19 protein-coding genes are annotated in these 24,588 nt (G+C 42.8%); 13 read left to right on the forward strand and 6 right to left on the reverse strand.

The features are described from left to right. Nucleotides 1–11: 11 nt before the first annotated feature. Nucleotides 12–980 carry an arabinose-5-phosphate isomerase KdsD gene (gene kdsD / locus PSE69_RS14370; RefSeq protein WP_014657575.1) on the reverse strand — a complete coding sequence of 323 codons (969 nt, stop codon included), beginning with the start codon at nt 978–980 and terminating at the stop codon, nt 12–14. Between the two features lie 483 nt (nt 981–1,463). On the opposite strand from kdsD, the gene mlaF reads away from it, so the two are divergent. From mlaF to murA, 7 genes are all read left to right on the forward strand, one after another. After that, on the forward strand, nt 1,464–2,267 hold the full coding sequence (mlaF, locus tag PSE69_RS14375; RefSeq protein WP_004925466.1) for a phospholipid ABC transporter ATP-binding protein MlaF: 804 nt from the start codon (nt 1,464–1,466) through the stop codon (nt 2,265–2,267). Between the two features lie 6 nt (nt 2,268–2,273). Further along, nucleotides 2,274–3,056 (forward strand): lipid asymmetry maintenance ABC transporter permease subunit MlaE, encoded by a 783-nt coding sequence (mlaE, locus tag PSE69_RS14380; protein ID WP_004925463.1) that lies wholly within the window; start codon nt 2,274–2,276, stop codon nt 3,054–3,056. Nucleotides 3,057–3,059: 3 nt separating this feature from the next. Then, nucleotides 3,060–3,569, forward strand: coding sequence for an outer membrane lipid asymmetry maintenance protein MlaD (gene mlaD / locus PSE69_RS14385; protein ID WP_004925461.1), 510 nt, complete (start codon nt 3,060–3,062; stop codon nt 3,567–3,569). Nucleotides 3,570–3,603: 34 nt separating this feature from the next. Next, nucleotides 3,604–4,230, forward strand: coding sequence for a phospholipid-binding protein MlaC (gene mlaC / locus PSE69_RS14390; RefSeq protein WP_004925458.1), 627 nt, complete (start codon nt 3,604–3,606; stop codon nt 4,228–4,230). A 4-nt stretch (nt 4,231–4,234) separates the two neighbouring features. Continuing rightward, on the forward strand, nt 4,235–4,525 hold the full coding sequence (gene mlaB, locus PSE69_RS14395; RefSeq protein ID WP_004925456.1) for a lipid asymmetry maintenance protein MlaB: 291 nt from the start codon (nt 4,235–4,237) through the stop codon (nt 4,523–4,525). Between the two features lie 140 nt (nt 4,526–4,665). After that, nucleotides 4,666–4,920 (forward strand): BolA family iron metabolism protein IbaG, encoded by a 255-nt coding sequence (gene ibaG / locus PSE69_RS14400; protein WP_004925453.1) that lies wholly within the window; start codon nt 4,666–4,668, stop codon nt 4,918–4,920. 157 nt (nt 4,921–5,077) lie between these two features. Further along, nucleotides 5,078–6,340 (forward strand): UDP-N-acetylglucosamine 1-carboxyvinyltransferase, encoded by a 1,263-nt coding sequence (murA, locus tag PSE69_RS14405; protein WP_004925449.1) that lies wholly within the window; start codon nt 5,078–5,080, stop codon nt 6,338–6,340. Between the two features lie 95 nt (nt 6,341–6,435). Here the strand turns inward: murA and degS are convergent, their stop codons facing one another. The 3 genes from degS to zapG all read right to left on the reverse strand — a co-directional run bounded on the left by degS (nt 6,436) and on the right by zapG (nt 9,923). Continuing rightward, a complete protein-coding gene (gene degS / locus PSE69_RS14410; protein WP_004925447.1) occupies nt 6,436–7,500 on the reverse strand; it encodes an outer membrane-stress sensor serine endopeptidase DegS in 1,065 nt (354 codons plus the stop codon). A gap of 187 nt (nt 7,501–7,687) precedes the next feature. Beyond that, complete coding sequence (locus PSE69_RS14415) at nt 7,688–9,082, reverse strand: Do family serine endopeptidase (RefSeq protein ID WP_183124483.1); 1,395 nt, start codon at nt 9,080–9,082, stop codon at nt 7,688–7,690. Nucleotides 9,083–9,518: 436 nt separating this feature from the next. Next, nucleotides 9,519–9,923 (reverse strand): Z-ring associated protein ZapG, encoded by a 405-nt coding sequence (zapG, locus tag PSE69_RS14420; RefSeq protein WP_004925439.1) that lies wholly within the window; start codon nt 9,921–9,923, stop codon nt 9,519–9,521. 221 nt (nt 9,924–10,144) lie between these two features. On the opposite strand from zapG, the gene zapE reads away from it, so the two are divergent. The 5 genes from zapE (at nt 10,145) to sspB (ending at nt 14,167) form a co-directional block, all read left to right on the forward strand. Then, complete coding sequence (zapE, locus tag PSE69_RS14425) at nt 10,145–11,278, forward strand: cell division protein ZapE (RefSeq protein WP_121874585.1); 1,134 nt, start codon at nt 10,145–10,147, stop codon at nt 11,276–11,278. Between the two features lie 276 nt (nt 11,279–11,554). Next, on the forward strand, nt 11,555–11,983 hold the full coding sequence (gene rplM, locus PSE69_RS14430) for a 50S ribosomal protein L13 (protein WP_004925433.1): 429 nt from the start codon (nt 11,555–11,557) through the stop codon (nt 11,981–11,983). Between the two features lie 15 nt (nt 11,984–11,998). Continuing rightward, on the forward strand, nt 11,999–12,391 hold the full coding sequence (gene rpsI, locus PSE69_RS14435) for a 30S ribosomal protein S9 (protein WP_004258235.1): 393 nt from the start codon (nt 11,999–12,001) through the stop codon (nt 12,389–12,391). A gap of 634 nt (nt 12,392–13,025) precedes the next feature. Further along, a complete protein-coding gene (gene sspA, locus PSE69_RS14440) occupies nt 13,026–13,667 on the forward strand; it encodes a stringent starvation protein SspA (protein ID WP_004925425.1) in 642 nt (213 codons plus the stop codon). Between the two features lie 8 nt (nt 13,668–13,675). After that, entirely contained in the window at nt 13,676–14,167 is a 492-nt protein-coding gene (sspB, locus tag PSE69_RS14445; RefSeq protein ID WP_014657579.1) for a ClpXP protease specificity-enhancing factor, read from the forward strand. Nucleotides 14,168–15,333: 1,166 nt separating this feature from the next. Here the strand turns inward: sspB and PSE69_RS14450 are convergent. Both PSE69_RS14450 and gltB read right to left on the reverse strand, forming a co-directional pair. Next, complete coding sequence (locus tag PSE69_RS14450; RefSeq protein WP_121874586.1) at nt 15,334–16,749, reverse strand: FAD-dependent oxidoreductase; 1,416 nt, start codon at nt 16,747–16,749, stop codon at nt 15,334–15,336. Nucleotides 16,750–16,759: 10 nt separating this feature from the next. Next, nucleotides 16,760–21,223, reverse strand: coding sequence for a glutamate synthase large subunit (gene gltB, locus PSE69_RS14455; protein WP_053109779.1), 4,464 nt, complete (start codon nt 21,221–21,223; stop codon nt 16,760–16,762). A gap of 961 nt (nt 21,224–22,184) precedes the next feature. Here gltB and arcB point away from each other — a divergent pair. Next, nucleotides 22,185–24,530 (forward strand): aerobic respiration two-component sensor histidine kinase ArcB, encoded by a 2,346-nt coding sequence (gene arcB / locus PSE69_RS14460; RefSeq protein WP_014657582.1) that lies wholly within the window; start codon nt 22,185–22,187, stop codon nt 24,528–24,530. Nucleotides 24,531–24,588 lie beyond the last annotated feature (58 nt).

Genomic DNA, 24,588 nt, shown 5'->3' on the forward strand with positions numbered 1-24,588 from the left:
ATCATTCCTTTTTATACCACGCCTGCTTGTAAGAGGTCGTGCATATGCAAGACACCCACTAATTTATTACCTTCAGCAACCATTAACGAAGTAATATGTTTAGACTGCATTAGGTTGAGTGCTTCTACTGCTAGCATATTCTGTGACACTCTAATTCCACCACGGGTCATTACATCGGCGATTTTGGCATTATTAAGATCGATGCCCATGTCGAAAATACGACGTAAATCACCGTCGGTAAAAATACCAGCAATATTCATTTCGTCATCACAAATAACCGTCATCCCCAATTTTTTGCGAGTAATCTCAATTAAAGCTTCACGTAACGTTGCTGTTTGAGGAATATGCGGAATATCATCGCCAACGTTCATTAAATCACGAACTAGTAGTAAAAGTTTGCGCCCTAGTGCGCCACCTGGGTGGGAAAGGGCGAAATCTTCTGGCGTAAAGCCTCTTGCCGTCAGTAGCGCAATAGCTAAAGCATCCCCCATTACCAGCGTTGCTGTTGTACTGGTGGTTGGTGCAAGTCCCAGTGGGCAAGCTTCTTTTGGTACTTTGATGCATAGATGGATATCTGCATATTTGCCCATACTGCTATTGGGATTATTGGTCATACAGATCAGCGGAACTTTAATTCGCTTTAAAACAGGCAGCAGCGCAAGGATCTCACTTGACTCTCCTGAATTAGAAATCGCCAATACAATATCTTTATTGGTGATCATCCCTAAGTCACCATGGCTGGCTTCTCCGGGGTGAACAAAGAAAGAAGGGGTACCTGTGCTGGCTAATGTTGCTGCAATTTTTCGCCCAATATGTCCCGATTTCCCCATGCCCATCACAACAACCTTCCCTTGGCAGGCAAAAATGCGCTGGCAAGCGTGAGTAAAGTCATCGTTGATATATTGTTCTAAGTTTTTTAGGCCTTCACTTTCGATATGGAGAACTTCTTTGCCTACTTGCTGAAAATCGATGTTTGACATTTTCTGTTCCATGCGTAGCTTTTCAGTTAATCGGATTAGCGAGCGCGAATTGTATAACGAATACTTACTATCAGTAAGTGCTTTGTCAAATTAGTCGAATATTCATTGTACTTTAATGAATACTAACGGTGTTGTGATTAACAAAAACTTAAGTCAAAGAGCGCTTTGCATTTATTAGCATCATAAACCAAATAAAAGATGATAAACTTTAGTATTCTCAAACGATAACAAATTTTTAAAGTCTAAGAGCTATCTGCTTTAATTGCGTAAAAATCTGGTTAACTATAAGTCGTTGAACTGTTTTATGTTCCTTTTAGTTATATAAATACACATTTTGAACATCAACAGACATATTTCGAACGTTATAATACTATAAATACAATCAGATGCGATATTAGACGATTTTCGGTTTATCTTTCTGTAAGATCGTGCTCTTGGTGCGTCTAAAAGACAAAATTCATGGTGTAATGAGCTATCAAACAAATGCAAGCACAGACAGACAACTTAATTGAAGTACGTAACATGTCTTTTACCCGTGGTAGTCGGAAAATATTCGAGGATATTAACCTAACCGTACCACGCGGTAAGATAACGGCAATTATGGGGCCTTCAGGGATTGGTAAAACCACCTTATTACGTCTCATTGGTGGTCAGTTACGCCCAGAACAAGGTGAAATTTGGTTTGATGGTGATAATATTCCAGCGTTATCACGTTCAAAATTGTACCAGTCGCGTAAAAAGATGAGCATGCTTTTCCAGTCTGGTGCGCTGTTTACGGATATGAATGTGTTCAATAACGTCGCATTTCCGCTGCGTGAACATACCAACTTACCTGAGTCATTGATCCACACAACGGTGATGATGAAACTAGAGGCGGTTGGTTTGCGTGGTGCTGCGAAATTGATGCCTTCAGAGTTATCAGGCGGGATGGCAAGACGAGCTGCATTAGCTCGAGCGATTGCACTTGATCCTGAACTGATCATGTTTGATGAGCCTTTCGTTGGGCAAGACCCCATTACGATGGGAGTTTTGGTCAAATTGATTGATGAGCTTAATCAGGCGTTAGGCGTGACTTGTGTTGTGGTTTCTCATGATGTTCCTGAAGTACTGAGCATTGCGGATAAAGCCTATATTGTGGCTCAGCAGCATGTGATTGCGAAAGGAACGGGGGATGAACTACGTAACAACCAAGACCCGCGTGTTAGGCAGTTTTTAGATGGTATTGCTGACGGGCCTGTACCGTTCCGTTTCCCCGCCAATGATTATCTGGCTGATTTATTAGGGTAAAATAAGATGATAGTAGAGGCAATTGCTGCCCTCGGACGTCGGTGGATTGAAATTTTTTCGGCCTTTGGGCGAGCGGGTTATATGCTATTTCGCTCATTAATTGGGAAACCTGAGTTTTCCAAGCAGTGGCCATTATTAATTAAGCAGTTATATGCTGTTGGTGTGCAATCACTCTTGATTGTCGCTGTCTCAGGGCTATTTATTGGTATGGTGCTTGGGTTACAGGGCTATTTAGTTCTGACAACGTTTAGCGCAGAAGCCAGCCTTGGTATGATGGTGGCACTATCGTTGTTGCGTGAACTTGGTCCGGTTGTGACAGCCCTTTTGTTTGCAGGGCGGGCAGGCTCTGCATTGACGGCTGAAATTGGCTTAATGAAAGCAACAGAACAAATTTCTAGCCTTGAAATGATGGCGGTGGATCCTCTTCGTCGAGTGATAGCACCGCGTTTTTGGGCTGGTTTTATTAGCATGCCATTGCTATCACTGATATTTGTTGCAGTAGGTATCCTAGGTGGTGCATTGGTTGGCGTTGATTGGAAAGGGATTGATGAAGGGTTCTTTTGGGCCTCAATGCAATCCTCCGTTGATTGGCGGATGGACATTGTAAATTGCTTTATCAAGAGCTTAGTGTTTGCCATAACGGTGACTTGGATTGCGTTGTTCAACGGCTATGACGCTATCCCAACATCGGAAGGGATTAGCCAAGCGACAACACGAACCGTGGTCCATGCATCGTTAGCGGTTCTTGGTCTAGATTTTGTACTTACAGCACTGATGTTTGGGAACTAAGTCATGCAAAGTAAAAAAAGTGAAGTATGGGTAGGTTGTTTTATATTGCTAGCGATTGCGGCAATTATTTTTCTGTGCCTAAAAGTGGCGGATATAAAATCGCTCGGTAGCCAATCGACTTATCAGATTTCGGCCTCTTTTGAAAATATTGGTGGCTTAAAAGAAGGTTCCCCAGTGAAAGTGGGGGGCGTTGTGATTGGGCGCGTTGCTAGCATTACGCTTAACAAAGAGACCTATGTGCCTGATGTTAAAATTGACCTACTAAGTGAATATAATAATATTCCTGATACCAGCTCATTATCTATTCGTACTTCCGGCTTACTCGGTGAGCAATATATTGCGATGAATATCGGGCCCTATGGTGAAGGTCTCGATGCAGAATTATTGAAAGATGGTGGACGTATTGAAGATACCAAACCTGCGATGGTTTTAGAGGATTTGATAGGTCAATTCTTGTATAAGAGCGGCGATAGCCAAGGCGCTGAATCTCAACCTGCTCCTGCTGCTAATTGATTCGATGTTAAGACGAATTTAGAAGGAATAACTTATGTTTAAGCGCTTAATGATGATAGCAATGTTAGCGATTGCACCATTTGCAATGGCGATAGATCAAACCAACCCGTATAAGCTGATGGATGAAGCGGCTGAAAAAACCTTTACCCGTTTAAAGAATGAGCAGCCGCAAATTCGTAAAGACCCTAACTACCTGAGAACTATTGTTCGTGAAGAATTATTGCCATATGTACAAATTAAATATGCAGGGGCTTTAGTCTTAGGCACTTACTACAAGAACGCGACGCCTGCGCAGCGTGACGCTTACTTTACTGCTTTCGAAGCGTATCTTGAGCAAGTTTATGGTCAAGCACTCGCGATGTACCATGGTCAAACTTATCAGATAGCACCAGAGCAACCTATTGGGAATAAAAACATTGTTGCTATTCGAGTCACCATCATAGATCCAAATGGCCGTCCACCAGTACGCCTTGATTTCCAATGGCGCAAAAACAGTAAAACAGGTAACTGGCAGGCCTATGATATGATTGCAGAGGGCGTCAGTATGATCACGACCAAACAAAACGAATGGGGTGATATCCTGCGTAAACAAGGCATTGATGGCTTAACAAAACAGTTAGAAATCAGTGCGAAAGCACCTATTACGCTGGAAGAGAAATAGTCAAATGAGTCATGATCTTACGTGGGAAAAGTCATCATCGGCATTGTTACTGTCCGGCACATTAGGCCGAGACTCTTTGCTGGTGTTCTGGGAAAAGCGAAAATCATTACTTGCTGAGGTTGAGCAAATCGATGTTTCGGGCTTGGAACACGTTGATTCAACAGGGCTAGCAATGCTAGTGCGCCTAAAAGGCGAATTGGCAACAGAAAAACGCTCACTGAAGATAGTCGGTATGAGTGATAATCTAACAACCTTGATGGAGCTTTATGGTGTTAAGTCATTATTGCTAAGTTAAGGTCAGTTTGTGTAAAGAAAGGCGCCTCTGCGTGTTTTTGTGCACCAGAGGCGTTTTCTTTGGTTTAAGAATTGTGACGGATCCTTTAGGATAGACGTCTATTTATACCCGTAACCAATGATTATAAAATTGAGTCATATATGGAACCCAACGAAATAAAACAAGTATTGATGGATAAGCTATCTCTGGATGAGGTAATTGTTAATGGTGATGGCAGCCACTTTCAGGTTATTGCCGTCGGTGCCATGTTTGAAAATATGAGCAGAGTCAAACAGCAACAAGCTGTTTATGCCCCTTTAATGGAGTATATCGCGGATAACCGTATTCATGCGCTTTCAATAAAAGCATATACCCCAGCAGAGTGGGCTCGCGACCGCAAGCTAAACGGTTTTTGATAAAAAATCCGCGAACAGTATTTAAAATCTATACTCCAAATATTTCACGTTGCCTGTCGTCGCTCAATGAAAGGAAGTTCTAGCAAGCCACTGGACTAAGGAAGTCGATTACATCCGCAACTTGAAGTATGGCGAGTGTGAATACGAGAGTAACCGAATGGATAAATTTTTAGTTAAAGGGCCTACCCGCTTAGAAGGTGAGGTAACAATTTCTGGTGCGAAAAATGCCGCATTACCAATTCTGTTCGCTGCGCTGTTGGCTGAAGAGCCGGTAGAGATCCAAAATGTACCTAAGCTTAGGGATATCGATACAACGATTAAGCTGCTGAATCAACTCGGAACGAAAGTTGAACGTAATGGTTCCATTTATGTTGATGCCAGAAATGTCACTGAATACTGTGCGCCTTATGATCTGGTCAAAACCATGCGTGCTTCCATTTGGGCTCTCGCACCGCTAGTCGCTCGTTTTGGTCACGGGGAAGTTTCTTTACCGGGAGGCTGCGCGATTGGCGCTCGTCCTGTTGACCTACATATCTCAGGCTTAGAGCAGCTCGGCGCGCACATTATCCTAGAAGACGGCTATGTGAAAGCGACGGTTGATGGGCGTTTAAAAGGCGCTTGTATTGTCATGGATAAAGTGAGTGTTGGCGCTACGGTGACTATTATGACCGCGGCAACATTAGCTGAGGGCACGACAACTATTGAGAATGCCGCTCGCGAGCCAGAAATTGAAGATACGGCTAATTTCTTAAATACATTAGGTGCCAAAATTACCGGTGCTGGTACTGACCGCATTGTTATTGAAGGGGTTGAGCGCCTAGGTGGTGGTACCTATCGTGTACTGCCTGATCGTATTGAAACAGGTACTTTCCTTATTGCAGCAGCAGTTTCAAAAGGGAAAGTGGTTTGCCGTAACGCTCGTCCAGATACACTAGATGCCGTTTTGGCGAAGCTGCGCGAAGCAGGTGCTAAAATTGAGGTGGGCGAAGATTGGATCAGTCTTGATATGCAAGGCAAACGCCCTAAAGCGGTTACTTTGCGTACTGCACCGCATCCTGGCTTCCCAACAGATATGCAGGCTCAATTTAGCCTATTGAATTTAGTGGCTGAGGGTGCAGGGATGATCACAGAAACAATTTTTGAAAATCGTTTCATGCACATTCCTGAATTAATTCGTATGGGCGCGCATGCTGAAATCGAAAGTAATACTGTGTTATGCCATGGTGTGGAAAAGCTAACTGGAGCACAAGTCATGGCGACAGATTTGCGTGCATCAGCAAGCTTAGTCATTGCAGGTTGTATCGCGGAAGGTACTACAACGGTTGATCGTATCTATCATATTGACCGCGGATATGAGCATATTGAAGATAAGCTGCGTGGTTTAGGCGCGAATATCGAACGGATCAAATCTGACGATTAATTCGTGGATGAGAGCGATAAGATAAACATAAAAAGTTGTTCAAATTGAACAACTTTTTTTTTGTATTGCTGTGGGGGAGACTCTCAGAAAATAGCCTAGCCCGCTTGCCCTTCAGGTATCTCTTCGATGATCACATCGACATCTTTTACTTCACCATCACGTAAGATTTTTACTGGCACTTTGCTACCGGGGCGGATCTCTGCCACTAAGTCCATCGTTTCAGCGGCTGATATTGCAGGCTTATTATCGACGGATAAAATAATATCCCCTTGGAGAATGCCGGATTTAGCCGCTGGGCCATTGGGAGCAACTTGGAAAACGCGCAAACCTTTAATCTGATCGATATTGTTGTTGTTGGTTCTAATTTGCGGTAATTCACGTGCGGTGATCCCAATATAACCTCGGATCACACGCCCATCACGGATCAGTTTTTCCATAATTTTTGTAGCCAGTGCTGTTGGAATAGCAAAACTTAGGCCTTCTGAACTAACCCCTTGGCCTGCACTGAACGAAAGCGTGTTAATACCGACAAGCTCTCCTTCGCTATTAATCAAAGCTCCCCCTGAATTACCTGAATTAATCGATGCATCGGTTTGTAAAAAGTTTTGCCTCCGAGTGGAGCTTAACCCTACACGACCTGTTGCACTGATAATCCCTTGGGTGACGGTTTGACCAATATTATATGGGTTGCCGATAGCGAGCACGACATCGCCTACATGGGTGACGCGGAATTTATTAATTGGGATAACGGGAAGATTTTCTGCATCAATTTTTAGTACAGCTAAATCAGTCAGAGCATCCGAGCCAACTAATAGCGCATCAAAAATAGAGCCATCCTGTAAGGCGACTAAGATTTGATCAGGGTTATCAACCACATGCTTATTGGTGATGATATAGCCATTTGAACTCATGATCACACCCGAGCCAAGTGATTTCAATTCGCGGCCTGATTGAGAAAAACTGCCTTTTGAGCTGCTATAAACATAAACAACAGCTGGAGCGGCTTTACGCACAGCCTTATTATAACTGACAGGTTCGCTATCTATTTTACCATAAAGCAAATCTGCTAAGCCTTGAGGACGTAGGGAAGGAACCGCAACGATAATAATCATAGCGATTAATAGGCCTAGCATTGCTGCCCAGATAAGCTTTTTCACCATAAGATATCGAATTATTCAGGTTGTTGATGTTAATAAAGGGAACTTGAGCATAACATAAAAAAACAGGCACAGCAGTTTGTCCTGTACCTGTTTTGATCTTTTACAACAATTTTGTGTAACGCTCTAAATATTTCGAGTTAAAGGAAGCCATATGTAACTGACAGTCACTCGAAGTACAGAGGGCTAATTAGTTTTTCATCAATAGATATAAGGTTTCACCACCACGCAGAACCTTCATAGCAAGTACTGGTGGTTTAGCATCAATGACTTTACGGAACTGTTCGATGGTTTCGACACGAACATCGTTTACACCGTAAATGAGGTCACCTTTCACTAAACCGACAGCCGCTGCTGGTGATTTAGGTGTTACGTTATCGATCTGTACACCTTTGGTGTTATTAACTGTTGCGTTAGATAATGTTGCACCAAGTAATGATTCACTCAGTTTTTCCGCTTTAGTGGCTTCGCCTTCATTGTTTTCTAAAACCACTTTAACATCCATTGGTTTTCCTGAACGGATCAAACCAATCGTGATCTCTTTACCAATCTGGCTAGTACCAATTTTGGCTCTCAGCTCAGCAAAGCTGTTGATACGTTTACCATCAACAGACACGAGGACGTCGCCTGATTTAATGCCTGCTTTAGCGGCAGAAGATTTAGGCAGAACTTCACTGACGAATGCGCCGCGTTGAGCATCGATATTAAAGGCTTTAGCAATATCTGAATTCATTTCGGTGCCTTTAATACCCAAAATACCGCGTCTTACTTCACCGTGCTTAATTAACTGCTCACTGAGGTTTTTCGCCATATTACTTGGGATAGCGAAGCCGATACCGATGTTACCACCGCCCGGAGCTAAGATTGCGGTATTGATACCAATCAATTCACCGTTTAAGTTAACCAGAGCACCACCGGAGTTACCGCGGTTGATAGAAGCATCGGTTTGGATAAAGTTTTCTAACCCTTCAAGGTTTAAACCACTACGACCCAGTGCCGAAATGATACCTGAAGTCGCTGTTTGCCCTAAACCAAATGGGTTACCAACGGCAACGGCAAAGTCACCAACACGGAGTTTATCTGAATCTGCCATGCTAACGGCGGTAAGGTTTTTGATATCTTTCGCATTGGTGATTTTCAGTAACGCAATATCGGTTTGCGCGTCTTTACCAATGAGTTTGACATCAATTTCACGCCCATCATTCAGTTGGATTTGGATCTTATCCGCGCCATCAATCACGTGATTATTCGTTAAAATGTAGCCTTGTTGTGCGTCAATAATAACGCCAGAGCCTAAGCCCTCAAATGGCCTAACACTTTGTTGTTGTGAAGGGATATTTGGGCCAAAGAAGAATTTTAATTCTTCTGGGATCTGCTGATTTTGAACGCGCGTACCAGAAACATGGATATTCACCACCGCTGGCAGTACTTTTTCAAGCATAGATGCCAAGCTTGGCATATTTTGGCTTTGTGCCGTTGCTGGTAATGTCGCAGGCAAAGCAGCACTGCTAATTGAAGGTAAAATTGAAAGGGATAACCCTAGGCTCATTGCGACTGCAGTGAGAAAGAAATTTTTTCTTTTCATCATTCCGTAGATTCTCTCAAGAATAAAATTTATCAGGTTGTAGCCTTGCTACACCAATCAGGATATTTTTCTCATATCAGATTTGATTTTACTGATAACTATGACCATGGATTATGCGCAAAAGTTCATACAACGGGTAGCGGTTATCCATTATTTTACATCTATTTACATGTATTGTAGATGAGGACTTAATTTCTATACAGTTTTGAAATAAAAAGAAATATTTAATATGAAACGATATATTGTGAAATAGAGTTAACTGATTAATTTACAGCAGCAAACTCGTTGGTTTAGTGTAAATAGAAAATGATATTTGGTATCCACCAGCAAATTGCTTTGCTGGTGGTTCGACTCGTTATATTTTAAGTTGCAGCTTGCTGTATGAAGCTATTGTTCGCGCGCTGCCCCTCAAATACTTTAGAGCATAAATGAATAATTACTTCTCTTTTTCGTCAATAGGACGGAATAACCCTGATGCCCCATCGGAATAATCTCTTGGTGGCATTTTGACGGGTGCTTGGTCATTATCCGCTTCTGATTCTGTTAAGCGATAATTGAACGGGTTATCTTGCGCTGGCATATCTGGCATTAACTCAGATGAGCTTTGAGCCATATGCTGATATAGCTGACGATAATCACGAGCCATATTATCAAGTAATTCTGCACTGCGAGCAAAATGACCGACTAGCTCCTTACGGTACTCTTCTAGCTCAGTGTTTTTCTTGTCTAATTCAGCTTGTGCTGTTTTTTGTTGACGAAGTTTTGGGTTCCCATAACGGACAACTAATGCGCCGATGATGAAACCAATAACTAATCCAATTAGTGCATACTCCCAGGTCATGCTGACTCCTTCGTTTACTTCACTGTTCGCAGAAATTAAGCTTGGCTACTTATAACTATACCTGTTAATCACTAAAGAGTGGAATACTAAGGTGAAATTCCTTACTCTATTTAGCATTCGTTAACTAGACGTTAAATAATAAATGAATCTGGTTATAATAAGGGCAGTGTATACCATATAACGGTAAAAAAACCGAAAATTTTTTAAGGATTATTCAGTTAATGTCGCCGATGTCTCCTACTATGCGTTATCAGCAGGCTCTTGCTGAAGGTCACTACCAGCCTGATGACGTACAAAAACGTGCTGTAGAGCGTTTAGATGAAATTTATCAGCAACTGATCGCGTCATCCTCTTCAAATGAACAAAAGGAAAAGCCTTCTGGGTTGAAAATGCGCTTAGAACGTCTACTAGGCAAAAAGCATGCTGCTGTGACTGAACCTGTACAAGGGTTATACATGTGGGGGGGAGTTGGCCGAGGTAAAACTTGGCTTATGGATATGTTTTATGAAAGTTTACCGGGAAACCGGAAACTTCGTTTGCATTTTCATCGGTTTATGAAAAAAGTCCAAGAAGACTTGATGGCTCTGCAAGGTCAAGAAAACCCGCTAGATATTATTGCTGATGAGTTTAAAAAACAGACGGATGTCCTTTGTTTTGACGAGTTTTTTGTCTCTGATATCACGGATGCGATGATTTTAGGCACATTGCTTGAGGGGCTATTTGCCCGAGGCATCACGCTTATTGCGACATCCAATATTATCCCTGATGAGCTGTATCGTAATGGTCTGCAACGCGCTCGTTTTCTACCTGCAATTGAACAAATTAAAAAATATTGCGAAGTGATGAATGTTGATGCTGGGGTTGATTATCGGCTAAGAACATTAACTCAGGCTCATCTTTTCCTCTCTCCAATAAATGAAGAAAATCGCCAGCATCTCAATGAAATTTTCGTGAAGCTGGCAGGTAAGCGAGGCGAACAACAACCTGTATTAGAAGTGAATCATCGCAAAATGCAGGCTATCAGCAGCGCAGAAGGGGTACTTGCGATTGGTTTTAAAGCATTGTGTGATGAGCCTCGTAGCCAAAATGACTATATTTATCTAGCCAATTGTTATCACACTGTCATTTTATATGATGTGCCAGCGTTAGATTCCAAACAAGAAAATGCAGCACGGCGGTTTTTGGCGTTAGTGGATGAGTTTTATGAGCGTAAGGTTAAGTTGATCATTAACGCACAGGTGCCGATGGAATCGCTGTACCAAGGTAATTTATTAGCCTTTGAATACCAGCGCTGCCTTTCTCGTTTACAGGAAATGCAAAGCGAAGAGTATTTAAAGATCCCGCATTTGGCTTAAGTCGATTAAATGCCGGCATGCTATTCGCACAAAAAAGACGCAGTTCACCGCGTGGTGAAAAAAAATGTGTTTTGGGGTCGATTTTTATTGCTGACTTCTCTATAATCTTGCGACCCCACGTTACAGCGATATTTTCTTATTTCCCAAGAAATATCGCATAATGCCGGCTAGGCTGCTCGAAGGGGTAGGTTTGCTGGACAAGAGTCGTGTGAACCTCACAAAGCTTATGAACATGAGTGTTCACCAACGTGTAACTTCAATATTGGGTAAGTTTTAATGAAAACTTTTACAGCTAAACCAGAGACCGTAAAACGCGACTGGTACGTTGTTGATGCAGATGGCAAAACTTTAGGTCGTCTTGCAACTGAATTGGCTCGCCGTCTGCGCGGTAAGCATAAAGCGGAATATACTCCGCACGTGGATACTGGTGATTATATCATCGTTCTGAATGCAGAAAAAATTGCTGTTACCGGCAATAAGCGCGAAGACAAAATCTACTATCGCCACACAGGCCATGTAGGTGGAATTAAGCAAGCGACTTTCGAAGAAATGATTGCTCGCAGTCCTGAGCGTGTGATTGAAATCGCGGTTAAAGGCATGTTGCCAAAAGGGCCTCTGGGTCGTGCAATGTACCGTAAACTGAAAGTTTACGCAGGTAACGAGCACAACCACGCGGCACAACAACCGCAAGTTCTTGACATTTAATCGGGATTATAGGCAATGGCTGAAAATCAATACTACGGCACTGGTCGCCGCAAAAGCTCTTCCGCTCGTGTCTTCATTAAGCCAGGTAGCGGTAACATCACAATCAATCAGCGTACACTGGAACAGTACTTTGGCCGCGAAACTGCGCGCATGGTCGTTCGTCAGCCGCTAGAGTTGGTTGAAATGTTGGAAAAACTGGATCTGTACATCACTGTTAAAGGTGGTGGTATTTCAGGTCAGGCAGGCGCAATCCGTCACGGTATCACTCGTGCACTGATGGCTTATGATGAGACTCTTCGTTCTGATCTGCGTAAAGCTGGTTTCGTTACCCGTGATGCGCGTTCTGTTGAACGTAAAAAAGTTGGTCTACGCAAAGCACGTCGTCGTCCACAGTTCTCCAAACGTTAATTTGTTGCCCTTTGGGCATAAAATTGATGACAAAACCCGTCTTTATGGCGGGTTTTTTATTGTCTTGAATTTATCGTTGTGGGGGAGCGGATCTTTTAGGGGAATGGTATCCAATATGTTGTAACGCTTTATCTTTTTAGGCTGGAAGAGATTGAATATTATTTATTGTGGTGAAAAAGGGTAAGTGATTCGCTAATATAAATCTATTGCATATAAAAATTATGCAAACAGTATATTGTTAGTCTCAATTACTGATCTTTAGGTAATTTACTCACTTTTGAGAAAAACTATTTTCTTTCTGAAAGTGATAACTTTAGAGTTAACTTCAAGGTTTATATGCTAATAAGTTTTCATTAAGTATGTTAATGCTCTATTTTTTATGTTTTTATTTGTCTTAAAAGACATTTAGTTATGATTTTTTCATCAACATCCCCCTAAGTTGCACAAAATCTGCTAGAATATGCGACTGCTTTTTATTTTCTTATTTCTCGCAGCATTATTGCGAGAGGGTTGTGCTGGCTTTCAATATGGATAAATGAGAGTTTTAGCACAGGGGATTTTAAAATGAGCGGGCTCGTAATTATTAAAAAACTTATTACAGTTTAGTTCATTTTTATGCAACTTGGAGGTTTTAATGGCTGTCGCTCCTAACAAACGTTCGGTAATGACATTATTTTCAGGGCCAACCGACATCTTTAGTCATCAAGTCCGTATCGTTTTGGCTGAGAAAGGGGTTAGCGTTGAGATTGAACATGTCGAACAAGGTCATCTGCCTCAAGATCTGATTGATCTAAACCCATACCAGAGTGTTCCTACTCTTGTTGACCGTGATCTGACCCTATATGACCCACATATCATCATGGAATACCTTGATGAGCGTTTCCCTCATCCTCCATTAATGCCTGTTTATCCAGTTGCGCGTGGTACTAGCCGTCAACTGATGCATCGCATTGAAAAAGACTGGTATTCTCTGATGTACAAAATTGAGAAGGGAAGTGCACAGGAAGCCGATAACGCGCGTCGCCAATTAGCTGAAGAGCTGATTGCGGTGTCACCCGTTTTTGCTGAAATGCCTTTCTTTATGAGCGAAGAGTTCAGTCTCGTTGATTGCTATTTAGCACCGCTATTATGGCGTTTACCTGTATTGGGTATTGAACTGAAGCCTTCAAGCAGCAAGCACCTGCAAATGTATATGCAACGTGTTTTTGAACGTGACGCATTTTTGGCTTCACTGACTGAATTAGAGCGCGAAATGCGTCTTTCGGCACGAGGCTAAGTGTCATGATGGAAATGGCACCAATGACACCTCGACGCCCGTATCTGTTACGCGCGCATTACGAGTGGCTGCTCGATAACGATATGACGCCGCATTTGGTAGTTGATGTCTCCGTTCCTAATACCAACGTACCAATGGAATTTGTTCGTGATGGGCAAATTGTCTTGAACGTGGCGCCGCGTGCGGTTGGTAATTTTGAGATCACAAATGATGAAGTACGTTTTAACGCACGATTTGGTGGCGTACCTCGTCAGGTGTATGTTCCGATGGCTGCGATTATCGCTATCTACTCTCGTGAAAATGGGGCTGGCATGATGTTCGAACCTGAAACAGCCTATGAAGAGCAATTATCAGGTGAGCCAGAAGTGGTTGAAGATAACCCAGCGGATAACATCATGTTAGTTCACGAATCAGAGCCGACAAGTGATGAATCTACAGCATCGGATGATGAACCAACGCCACCCCCTAAAGGTAGGCCATCTCTCAGAGTTATCAAATAGTTGGTAAGTTATCTAGGTTAAAAAATAGAGGGAAGAGCATCTTCGACGCTGATCAATAAAGAAAAAATTGGCGAAATGGCTGATGACCCTTTGAATATATAAAATCCGATATTAAGGAATATAATATCGGATTTTTTTATGGTGTTGCTGATTGAGTCTACTTACTTCTAGCATCGGTGATGCTGTCCACTCCTTATTAATTGAGATACACCAATTTATATTAACCAGTTAATCAGTAAGCTGCTTGCTATCGCGTTCAAGAAGAACTACAGCATCAATTTTCCAGCCAGATAAACCTTTTAATAATTCAACTAGCGATGCTGGATGATACGTATAATTACTGAAAGCTACTTTTACTTTGGCTTTATCTAGCCTCTTCTACAGTTATATTTCTTAGTCAAAAATCACATATATCTTGGGCATCAATATAATAATCCCAACTGATATCACGAGAGTGGATCTGATCTTTTATTCGTTGAGTGAGATAAATATCAATAATATTGTCACTTATTTCAACATAATCGGTATAGATAGCGATTAAATCATGCCGATAAACACTCTCAGTGGCCTATTTAGGCGATCACTTCGAGATAGCCATTTGTATATTGATATTATCTTTATACAAATGGTTTTATTCGTAATACGCATAATTGAAAAATATTATCGAGAAAATAAAGCGTCTGATGAATTGTAGACTTTATTATCCCTTATCAGTAAATGAGACGAGTTACCCTCTATAGCCATTTAACGAAGCTTAAGGCTTAGATAAAATAGTATCGTGCTGTAGCACTTTAGATGGGACAAACACATATAGCTAAAATTACTAATAAGTAGTCGAAGCCGCTCATCAATATTTGTTATGAACGTTATATAACCATTCCTAATATAATGAAATAGCGGCTCTCATGACTATTGATAAATCGAACCGCACTATTTTTTTATGGGTTTGTATTTGTGTGATGAGATTGACTCGCGAGATAGATGATCTTTAGGTTGAAAACGAAACAAACTAGAAAACGCGAAAATCGGTGTTTTGCAATACATGGATAAGCCATAAATCTAAATCCGATCAATATCCTGACAAGAAAATGCCAGTCAGTTTAGCTGACTGGCATTAGGAGGGGGTATCACTACGGCCTATCGGTCGCTTACTAAGGCGTTAGCAATTAGACTCCCATAAAACATAAAATACCATCGGCAGCTTTACGCCCTTCAGCGATTGCGGTGACAACCAAATCAGAGCCTCGGACAATATCCCCCCCTGCAAATATTTTGGGGTTTGAAGTCTGGTAGGCCAAAAGCGCATCATGACTCGCGATAATACGCCCTTGATTATCGAGTTGCACATCGTGATCTGCGAGCCAAGGCATAACATGTGGACGAAAACCAAAGGCGGTGATCACGGCATCTGCGGGGAGCAAATGCTCAGACCCTTCAATGACTTCAGCTTGAGCACGACCATTTTTAGATGTGCTCATACTGGTTTTCACCACCTTAACACCACATACTTTTCCTTGTTGATCGACTTCAATACTGACTGGCTGCACATTAAATAAAAATTCAGCGCCTTCTTCACGCGCATTTTTTACCTCTCTAGGCGACCCTGGCATACTCGCTTCATCTCGACGATAAGCGCAGCTAACTCTTTTTGCACCTTGCCGAATAGCAGTACGGACACAATCCATTGCAGTATCACCACCACCAAGCACGACAACATGCTTATTGTTGAGGTCGATATAAGGTGCATCCTGTAACTCCTCAAACCCCATTAAATGACGCGTATTGGCAATCAGATACGGCAAGGCATCATGGACGCCATGGGCATTTTCATTGGCTAGCTGCCCTTTCGTTGATTGATAAGTTCCTGTACCTATAAATACGGCGTCATATTCATTGAGCAAATCACTTAAAGGCAGATCTTTGCCAATTTCCGTATTCAGTTTGAACTCAATTCCCATAGCGGTGAAAATCTCTCTACGGCGAGACATAATCTCTTTTTCGAGCTTGAAGGCAGGGATACCAAAAGTGAGTAATCCCCCAATTTCAGGGTGGCGATCATACACGGTTGCTTGAACACCATTGCGCGCTAAAACATCGGCACAGGCGAGACCAGCAGGGCCAGCCCCGATAATTGCAACACGTTTATTGACTGGCACAACATGGGAAAGATCGGGACGCCAGCCCATTGCAAAGGCAGTGTCATTAATATAACGCTCAATATTACCGATAGTGACAGCACCAAACTCATCGTTTAGGGTACATGCGCCTTCACATAGGCGATCTTGAGGACACACTCGACCACATACCTCAGGCAAGCTGTTAGTTTGATGAGAAAGCTCAGCAGCTTCAATAATACGCCCTTCATTCGCTAGTTTTAACCAATTAGGGATATAGTTGTGTACAGGGCATTTCCATTCACAGTATGGGTTGCCGCATGAAAGGCAGCGATCTGCCTGTGTTTGTGCTTGGATCGCGCTAAAAGGTTCATAGATTTCCACAAATTCAATCTTACGAACATTTAATGTTTTCTTCGGCGGGTCAACACGCTGTAAGTCGATAAATTGATAAACATTCTGGCTCATTTTTCTCTCCTTACTGTGCTTGGACGCGTAATTCGGCTGCTGAACGGCTACGATGGCCTAAGAGCGCATTGATGTCACTGGATTTGGGCTTCACCAATGCAAAACGGCTTACCCAGTACTCCCAATCAGCTAAGATAGCTTCGCCACGGGATGAATGTGTTAAGCGGACATGTTCAGTGATGAGCCCACGTAAATGCTCTGCGTGGATAGGCAACTCATTGACGGATAGCAACTCAACCATTTCATTGTTAACTCGACGTGAAAAGTTATCTTCTTCGTCAAGAACATAAGCGAATCCGCCTGTCATACCAGCCCCAAAATTGATCCCTGTATTACCAAGCACACAGACGATCCCACCTGTCATATATTCGCAACCATTATCACCAATCCCCTCAATGACGGCGGTTGCACCTGAATTACGTACCGCAAAACGTTCACCAGCTAGACCCGCTGCATAGAGTTTACCGCCTGTGGCGCCATATAAACAGGTGTTACCCGCGATGGTGGTTTTATGTGTTGCAAAGGAAGAGCCTACCGGTGGACGGATCGCGATAATCCCTCCCGTCATGCCTTTGCCAACATAATCATTAGCATCACCCGTTAAAATCAATTCGACACCACCTGCATTCCACACGCCAAAGCTCTGCCCCGCTGTTCCTGTAAAATAGAGTTGTAACGGCGTTGCTGCAAAGCCTTGGTCACCAAAACGACGAGCAATTTCACCAGAGAGTGCGGCACCAACGGAACGATCGGTATTCATGATATCGTAGAAAAAGGTTTTTGATTGTTTTTGGGCTAAATAAGGCTCTGCATCACGTAAAATACGTTGGTTTAATAAACCTTCATCAAAAGAAGGGTTCTTTTCAGTACAAAACACCGCTGTGCCAGCCTGTGGTACGCTCGTCGCTAATAGGCTTTGCAAGTTAATTTTGCTCTGTTTTGCCGTAGTACCTTCAATAATTTCAAGTAAATCTGTGCGACCAATTAAATCAGTCAGTTTAGTCACACCCAATGCCGCCATTAGCTCGCGGGTTTCCCTTGCAATAAATCGAAAGTAATTAATCACCCGCTCAGGTAACCCATGATAGTGATGTTGCCTCAGGGAATCATCTTGTGTTGCAACACCGGTTGCACAGTTATTGAGATGGCATATGCGTAAGTATTTGCAACCTAATGCAACCATGGGGCCTGTGCCGAAACCAAAGCTTTCGGCGCCTAATATAGCGGCTTTGATGATATCAAGGCCCGTTTTTAGGCCGCCATCTGTTTGTAGCCGAATTTTATGACGTAACCCATTGGCGACAAGAGCTTGCTGCGTTTCTACAAGGCCAAGCTCCCATGGGCACCCAGCGTATTTAACCGAGGTAATTGGACTCGCTCCAGTTCCGCCATCATAACCTGCGACGGTGATCAAATCAGCATATGCCTTTGCAACCCCCGTCGCTATAGTGCCAACACCCGGCTCAGACACCAGCTTGACGGAAATAAGAGCGTGAGGGTTGACTTGTTTGAGGTCAAAAATAAGCTGTGCCAAATCTTCAATTGAATAAATATCGTGATGTGGTGGTGGTGAAATTAAGGTGACGCCGGGCACGGAATAACGTAAACGTGCAATATACGGGGTGACCTTGTCTCCCGGTAATTGCCCACCTTCACCCGGTTTCGCACCTTGAGCCACCTTGATTTGAATGACATCAGCATTGACTAAATAAGCCGGAGTGACGCCGAAACGCCCAGAAGCGACTTGTTTGATACGTGAACGTTTTTGTGTACCGTAGCGTGCGGGGTCTTCTCCACCTTCGCCTGAATTGGAAAAACCACCGAGCGTGTTCATTGCGATGGCTAACGCTTCATGTGCTTCTGGGCTTAATGCCCCAATCGACATTGCAGCGGTATCGAAACGTGAAAATAGCGCTTCTTCAGGCTCTACATCGTCCAGCGAAATTCCATTATCTGAAAATTTTAAGGCGAGTAAATCACGGAACGTCGTGACTGGGCGATTATTCACCAGTTGCGCATATTTTAGATAATCATTGTAGTCACCACTGTGGACGGCTTGCTGTAAGGTTTTTACCACATCAGGGTTGTAGGCATGGTACTCACCATTATGCATATATTTGAGTAAACCGCCTTGCTCTATAGGTAGACGCGGTAGCCATGCTTTACGGGATAAATTAAATAGGTCTAATTCAAAGTCACTAAAGTTAGCTCCACTAACTCGACTGACTACACCGTCAAAGCACAGTTGGGTGACTTCTTCATGTAAGCCAACGGCTTCAAACAATTTTGAACAGCGATATGAGGCCACTGTCGAAATCCCCATTTTCGACATGATCTTATATAGCCCTTTATTAATACCATTGCGGTAATTCAGCAAAACGTTACCAAGAGGCTTATCAAACAGCTGTTTTTCCGCCATTGCTGCGAGTGATTCATAGGCTAAGTAAGGGTAGATAGCCGTTGCTCCAAAACCTAATAACACCGCAAAGTGGTGTGGGTCTCTGGCGCTGGCTGTTTCGACAATTAAGTTAGCATCGCAACGTAAATGGTTTTCAACTAAACAGTGCTGGACGGCACCTACGGCCATTGCGGCAGGAATAGGCAAGCGCTCTGGTGAAATATTACGGTCAGAAAGCACTAATAATACGGCGCCATCACGTACTTTTTGCTGTGCTTCTTGGCACAGATTTTCAATCGCTTGTTTTAATGAATAAACAGAAGGTGGATAGGTAATATCGACAGTGGCTGTTTGATAGTAGCGACTATCTTGTTGGCATAATTGCTGGAAATCAGAATAGAGCAAAATAGGGGATTTAAAACTGAGCCGATGCGCTTGCCCTTCCGCTTCACAAAACACATTCATTTCTCGCCCAATACAGGTGGCAAGCGACATCACATGTGCTTCCCTAAGTGGATCGATAGGGGGGTTAGTGACTTGTGCAAATGACTGGCGAAAGTAATCATAAAGAATGCGTGGACGCTGTGAAAGCACGGCAAATGGGGTGTCATCCCCCATTGACCCTGTGGCTTCTTGGCCATTTTCACCAAGGACTCGGATAACTTGCTCTAACTCTTCGCTGCTGTAAGCAAATTGCTTTTGATATGAGGCAAGGGTTTGGTTGTCCATGGAGCGTTGCCCTACCGCATCTTGCGCTTGCTCCATGGCTTCAAATGGCGTTAACCGAATAACGTTTTTTTCAAGCCACTCTTTGTACGGATGACGACTCTTTAGGTCATTATCTGTTTCCGCACTGTGCAAAATACGCCCCTCTTGGGTGTCGATTAGCATTAGCTCACCGGGGCCAACACGGCCTTTTTCGACCACCTCATCAGGTTGGTAATCCCAAATGCCAACTTCAGAAGCGCATGTAATGAGCTTATCTTTGGTAATCACATAACGGGCTGGGCGTAGACCATTTCTATCTAGGTTACAAGCAGCATAACGGCCATCAGACATGACTAAACCTGCTGGGCCATCCCAAGGCTCCATATGCATGGAGTTGAAGTCAAAAAAGGCTTTGAGATCTTCATCCATGTCGGGGTTATTTTGCCAAGCGGGGGGAACAAGTAAACGGATCGCTCGAATAAGATCCATCCCTCCATTGAGCAATAATTCGAGCATATTGTCGAGAGAGCTTGAATCTGATCCGGTTTCATTGACAAAAGGTGCCGCTGTTTGCAAATCAGGGATCAGGGGGGTACGAAACTTGTATGAGCGCGCCCGCGCCCATTGGCGGTTGCCTGTAATGGTATTAATTTCCCCGTTATGCGCTAAATAGCGAAATGGCTGGGCCAGTGGCCAACGTGGTACGGTATTGGTTGAAAAGCGCTGGTGGAAAAGGCAGATAGCAGATTCCATTCGTAAGTCGGCGAGATCAGGGTAAAAACGGGGCAGATCCGTTGCCATACATAACCCTTTATAAATGGTGACAAGGTTAGATAGGCTACAGATATAAAAATCATCGTCATGAATACGTTTTTCGATACGACGACGGGCAACGAATAAGCGTCTTTCAAGGTCTCGTGGTCGCCAGCCGGCAGGGGCATTGATAAATAGCTGCTCAATTTTCGGGAGGCTAGAAAGTGCAATGCTGCCAAGAATTTCACGGTTAATAGGAACTTCACGCCACCCAACAATCGCTAAGGTTTCATCTAAGATCTCTTCTTCAATAATACGTCGGCAATCTGCTGCAATGGTTTCATCTTGACTTAGAAAGATCATCCCAACGGCATAGTTACGTGCTAAACGCCACCCTTGCTCTTGTGCCACTAAATGGAAAAAGCGGTCAGGTTTCTGTAACAATAAGCCGCAACCATCGCCTGTTTTTCCATCAGCGAGGATTGCACCGCGATGCTGCATTCTGGCGAGTGCATGGATAGCGGTTCTGACGATTTTATGGCTAGGTTCACCTTCGATATGGGCAATCAGGCCAAAGCCACAGTTGTCTTTCTCTAATCTTTTATCGTACAGCATAGATTCTCCGTCGTCTTTCGTACTACAACGTTATTGCTATGTTTTTTCCGCTGAATAGAGAGTGTTGCTCTACTTTCAGGGAACCGGTTCTTTATGCCTAGTTGTAGCGCGAAATATCTAGGAAATAGCTACCGTAGAGGTTTTAACTACAACTGTATTGGCGTACTTCTTTGCTCTTCACTGTAAATAAATTCAATGGGTTATCTTGGTTTCTTCTATTTATTGCTCTGGCTTATTGCTTTGGGTTAATTCATTCATTTACTCATCTTTTTTACTGGTTATCTTTTGAGCACACCAAACAACAGCGCCAATGAGTCGCTGTTTCTATTCTTAATAAAAAATAAACAGTGTATGGGAGTAATTGTTATGTATACGTCATCAGCAGAGAGGGCGGTACACGGTCAGGTTTTAACTTAGCGAGATTCTTTTTCTAGGTCAAATAGTGCGTAATAAGCATTATTTGCAAGATAAAATAATGTTATTTATTTGATAAAGAAAGAAAAACTTATCAAAAATGCTTTTGTGATGCACGTCTTGTTTTTGTAAATACTGTGATATACATCACCAATAAATTGATTTTTTTTGCGCTAACTCTATCGAGTTTTACTTATTAAATAATTAAATGTTTTTAGTTTAAGAGTTAGGCTGGTTTTTTATTCTGTTTTTTGTTGTTTTATAAAATTAATAATGTAGTTGTTTGTTATTATAAATGCTTATATTTTTGAAAAATAAAGTGTATTTTAGATAAGGAACGTGCTTCAATTAAAGAATATCGCGTATTATTTTATTTTTGAATAATAAGGTATCGAGCATAAAGACCGTGAATAAAGAGGGGTGGTAATCGTATGAGTAACAAAAAATCCCTTTTATTGATGAGCAGGATCGACATTTCTTATCAACAATGACTCGGATTTGCCTTATTTGATATATGATTCAATGAGTATCATATTAAGGGGTGGTTATGAAAGTACTTCGCGGTCTTGCGCAATATTATGTCGATTTAATGATGAAGCTCGGACTCGTCCGGTTTTCGCTCTTACTCGCATCTGCATTGGTTGTTCTCGCAATGATAATGCAAATGGCGGTGACAATTGTATTGCGTGGTCAAGTTGATAGCCTTGATTTGGTTGGCTCTATTTTCTTTGGTTTAATTATTACACCATTAGCTGTCTATTTTTTATCGGTGGTGGTTGAACAACTTGAAGAGTCTCGGCAGCGCCTTTCTCGCATGGTCGATAAGCTGGAAGTGATGCGTAAGCGCGATGCTGAACTTAATACGCAATTGCAAGGCAACATAGAGCAGCTTAATCAGGAAATTATTGAGCGGGAAAAAGCGGAAAGCGCGCATCTTGAATTGCTTGAGCAATTAAAACAAGAAATGAAACACCGCGAGCAAACACAAATTGAGCTTGAGCAGCAGTCCACATTATTGCGTTCGTTTCTTGATGCATCGCCAGATTTGGTCTATTACCGTAATGAAAACAATGAGTTTTCAGGGTGTAACCGGGCAATGGAGCTGTTAACAGGTAAGAGTGAAAAACACCTTGTTGGGTTAACCCCGTTAGATATTTATGATGTTGAAATCGCCTCTAAAGTGATGGAAACCGACGAAAAGGTATTCCGCCACAATGTTTCTCTCACCTATGAACAGTGGCTCGTTTATCCGGATGGGCGAAAAGCGTGTTTTGAGCTACGTAAAGTGCCGTTTTATGATCGGGTTGGTAAGCGACATGGTCTAATGGGCTTTGGGCGTGATATTACAGAGCGTAAGCGCTATCAAGAGGCATTGGAGAACGCAAGCCGCGATAAAACGACATTTATTTCAACAATTAGCCACGAACTTCGCACGCCGCTCAATGGTATTGTCGGGCTAAGCCGTATTCTGTTAGACACAGACCTAACGGCGGAACAAATGAATTATCTGAAAACCATCCATGTTAGTGCGGTCACATTAGGGAACATTTTCAATGACGTGATCGAAATGGATAAGATAGAACGTCGTAAAGTTCAATTAGATAATCAACCTGTTGCTTTACCTCAATTTGTCAATGACTTAGAAAATCTCAGTGGTCTTTTAGTTCAACCGAAAGGGTTGAAATTTGTCATGGATGTGGCGGCTGGACTGCCTGAAAAAGTGCTGACAGATGGCACCCGACTTCGTCAAATTCTCTGGAATCTCATTGGAAACGCCGTCAAGTTCACTCAGCAAGGTGAAGTTAAATTGAGTATCTGGCGAGAAGGGGAAGATAAGCTATTCTTCCGTGTTCAAGATAGCGGTATTGGTATTCCGAAAGATGAGCTAGATAAAATTTTTGCGATGTATTACCAAGTAACAGACAGTGCGGGTGGCAAACCCGCAACAGGCACAGGGATCGGGCTGTCGGTATCACGCCGCCTTGCACAAAATATGGGCGGGGATATTCAAGTTGAAAGTGAAATTGGGCAAGGCTCAATTTTTACGCTATCCATTGTAGCACCTGTTATTGAAGAAGAAGTGATTGATTCACAAGTCAATGACGATGAGTATCCACTACCTGCTTTACATATCTTGCTTGTGGAAGATATTGAGCTAAATGTCGTCGTAGCCTGCTCTGTGCTGGAGAAATTAGGAAATACCGTTGATGTTGCCATGAACGGTAAAGAGGCATTAACGATGTTCGCTCCTGGTGAATACGATTTAGTGCTACTAGATATTCAACTGCCAGATATGACGGGAATTGATATTGCTCGTGAATTGAATCAACGCTACCAGAAAGAGGATCTCCCTCCATTAATCGCACTGACGGCGAATGTTTTGAAAGATAAGAAAGAGTATTTCGATGCAGGCATGGATGGCGTATTAAGCAAGCCATTGGCCGTCTCAGCCCTTAAACAGGTCATTGAGCAGTTCTGGGGTGAGCATGCGAATGAAACGCCTCAGAAGGGCATACAAAGCGTTTGCGGCGATACTGATGAGTCCGTGCTAGATTGTGAGATGCTGGAACAGTATATGGAGTTGGTTGGCCCGCAAGTTATTTATGACGGCCTCGAAGTCTTTGAAAAAATGCTACCAAGCTATTTAGCGATTTTAGATTCCAATATGGTGGCAAAAGATCAGAAAGGTATCGTCGAAGAAGCGCATAAAATTAAAGGGGCCGCAGGCTCTGTAGGATTGAAAAATTTGCAAAAAATTGCACAACAAATTCAATCACCTGAACTACCTGCTTGGTGGGATAATGTACAAGAGTGGGTGGATGAGTTAAAACAGGATTGGAAGTCGGATATAGAAACTTTGAGAAACTACGTTGACGGGCGTGCAAAAAAATAACCCCAACCGAAGTTGGGGTGCGCGAATACTGCGCCAACACCAGGGAAATCGTTGATCT

This window comes from Providencia sp. PROV122 (assembly GCF_028482365.1).
Classification (GTDB): domain Bacteria; phylum Pseudomonadota; class Gammaproteobacteria; order Enterobacterales; family Enterobacteriaceae; genus Providencia; species Providencia stuartii.

Excerpts from the sequence above, each read along its gene's own strand:
- kdsD (WP_014657575.1), bottom strand. The coding sequence starts at position 980 with ATGTCAAACATCGATTTTCAGCAAGTAGGCAAAGAAGTTCTCCATATC.
- mlaF (WP_004925466.1), top strand. The coding sequence starts at position 1,464 with ATGCAAGCACAGACAGACAACTTAATTGAAGTACGTAACATGTCTTTT.
- mlaE (WP_004925463.1), top strand. The coding sequence starts at position 2,274 with ATGATAGTAGAGGCAATTGCTGCCCTCGGACGTCGGTGGATTGAAATT.
- mlaD (WP_004925461.1), top strand. The coding sequence starts at position 3,060 with ATGCAAAGTAAAAAAAGTGAAGTATGGGTAGGTTGTTTTATATTGCTA.
- mlaC (WP_004925458.1), top strand. The coding sequence starts at position 3,604 with ATGTTTAAGCGCTTAATGATGATAGCAATGTTAGCGATTGCACCATTT.
- mlaB (WP_004925456.1), top strand. The coding sequence starts at position 4,235 with ATGAGTCATGATCTTACGTGGGAAAAGTCATCATCGGCATTGTTACTG.
- ibaG (WP_004925453.1), top strand. The coding sequence starts at position 4,666 with ATGGAACCCAACGAAATAAAACAAGTATTGATGGATAAGCTATCTCTG.
- murA (WP_004925449.1), top strand. The coding sequence starts at position 5,078 with ATGGATAAATTTTTAGTTAAAGGGCCTACCCGCTTAGAAGGTGAGGTA.
- degS (WP_004925447.1), bottom strand. The coding sequence starts at position 7,500 with ATGGTGAAAAAGCTTATCTGGGCAGCAATGCTAGGCCTATTAATCGCT.
- PSE69_RS14415 (WP_183124483.1), bottom strand. The coding sequence starts at position 9,082 with ATGAAAAGAAAAAATTTCTTTCTCACTGCAGTCGCAATGAGCCTAGGG.
- zapG (WP_004925439.1), bottom strand. The coding sequence starts at position 9,923 with ATGACCTGGGAGTATGCACTAATTGGATTAGTTATTGGTTTCATCATC.
- zapE (WP_121874585.1), top strand. The coding sequence starts at position 10,145 with ATGTCGCCGATGTCTCCTACTATGCGTTATCAGCAGGCTCTTGCTGAA.
- rplM (WP_004925433.1), top strand. The coding sequence starts at position 11,555 with ATGAAAACTTTTACAGCTAAACCAGAGACCGTAAAACGCGACTGGTAC.
- rpsI (WP_004258235.1), top strand. The coding sequence starts at position 11,999 with ATGGCTGAAAATCAATACTACGGCACTGGTCGCCGCAAAAGCTCTTCC.
- sspA (WP_004925425.1), top strand. The coding sequence starts at position 13,026 with ATGGCTGTCGCTCCTAACAAACGTTCGGTAATGACATTATTTTCAGGG.
- sspB (WP_014657579.1), top strand. The coding sequence starts at position 13,676 with ATGGAAATGGCACCAATGACACCTCGACGCCCGTATCTGTTACGCGCG.
- PSE69_RS14450 (WP_121874586.1), bottom strand. The coding sequence starts at position 16,749 with ATGAGCCAGAATGTTTATCAATTTATCGACTTACAGCGTGTTGACCCG.
- gltB (WP_053109779.1), bottom strand. The coding sequence starts at position 21,223 with ATGCTGTACGATAAAAGATTAGAGAAAGACAACTGTGGCTTTGGCCTG.
- arcB (WP_014657582.1), top strand. The coding sequence starts at position 22,185 with ATGAAAGTACTTCGCGGTCTTGCGCAATATTATGTCGATTTAATGATG.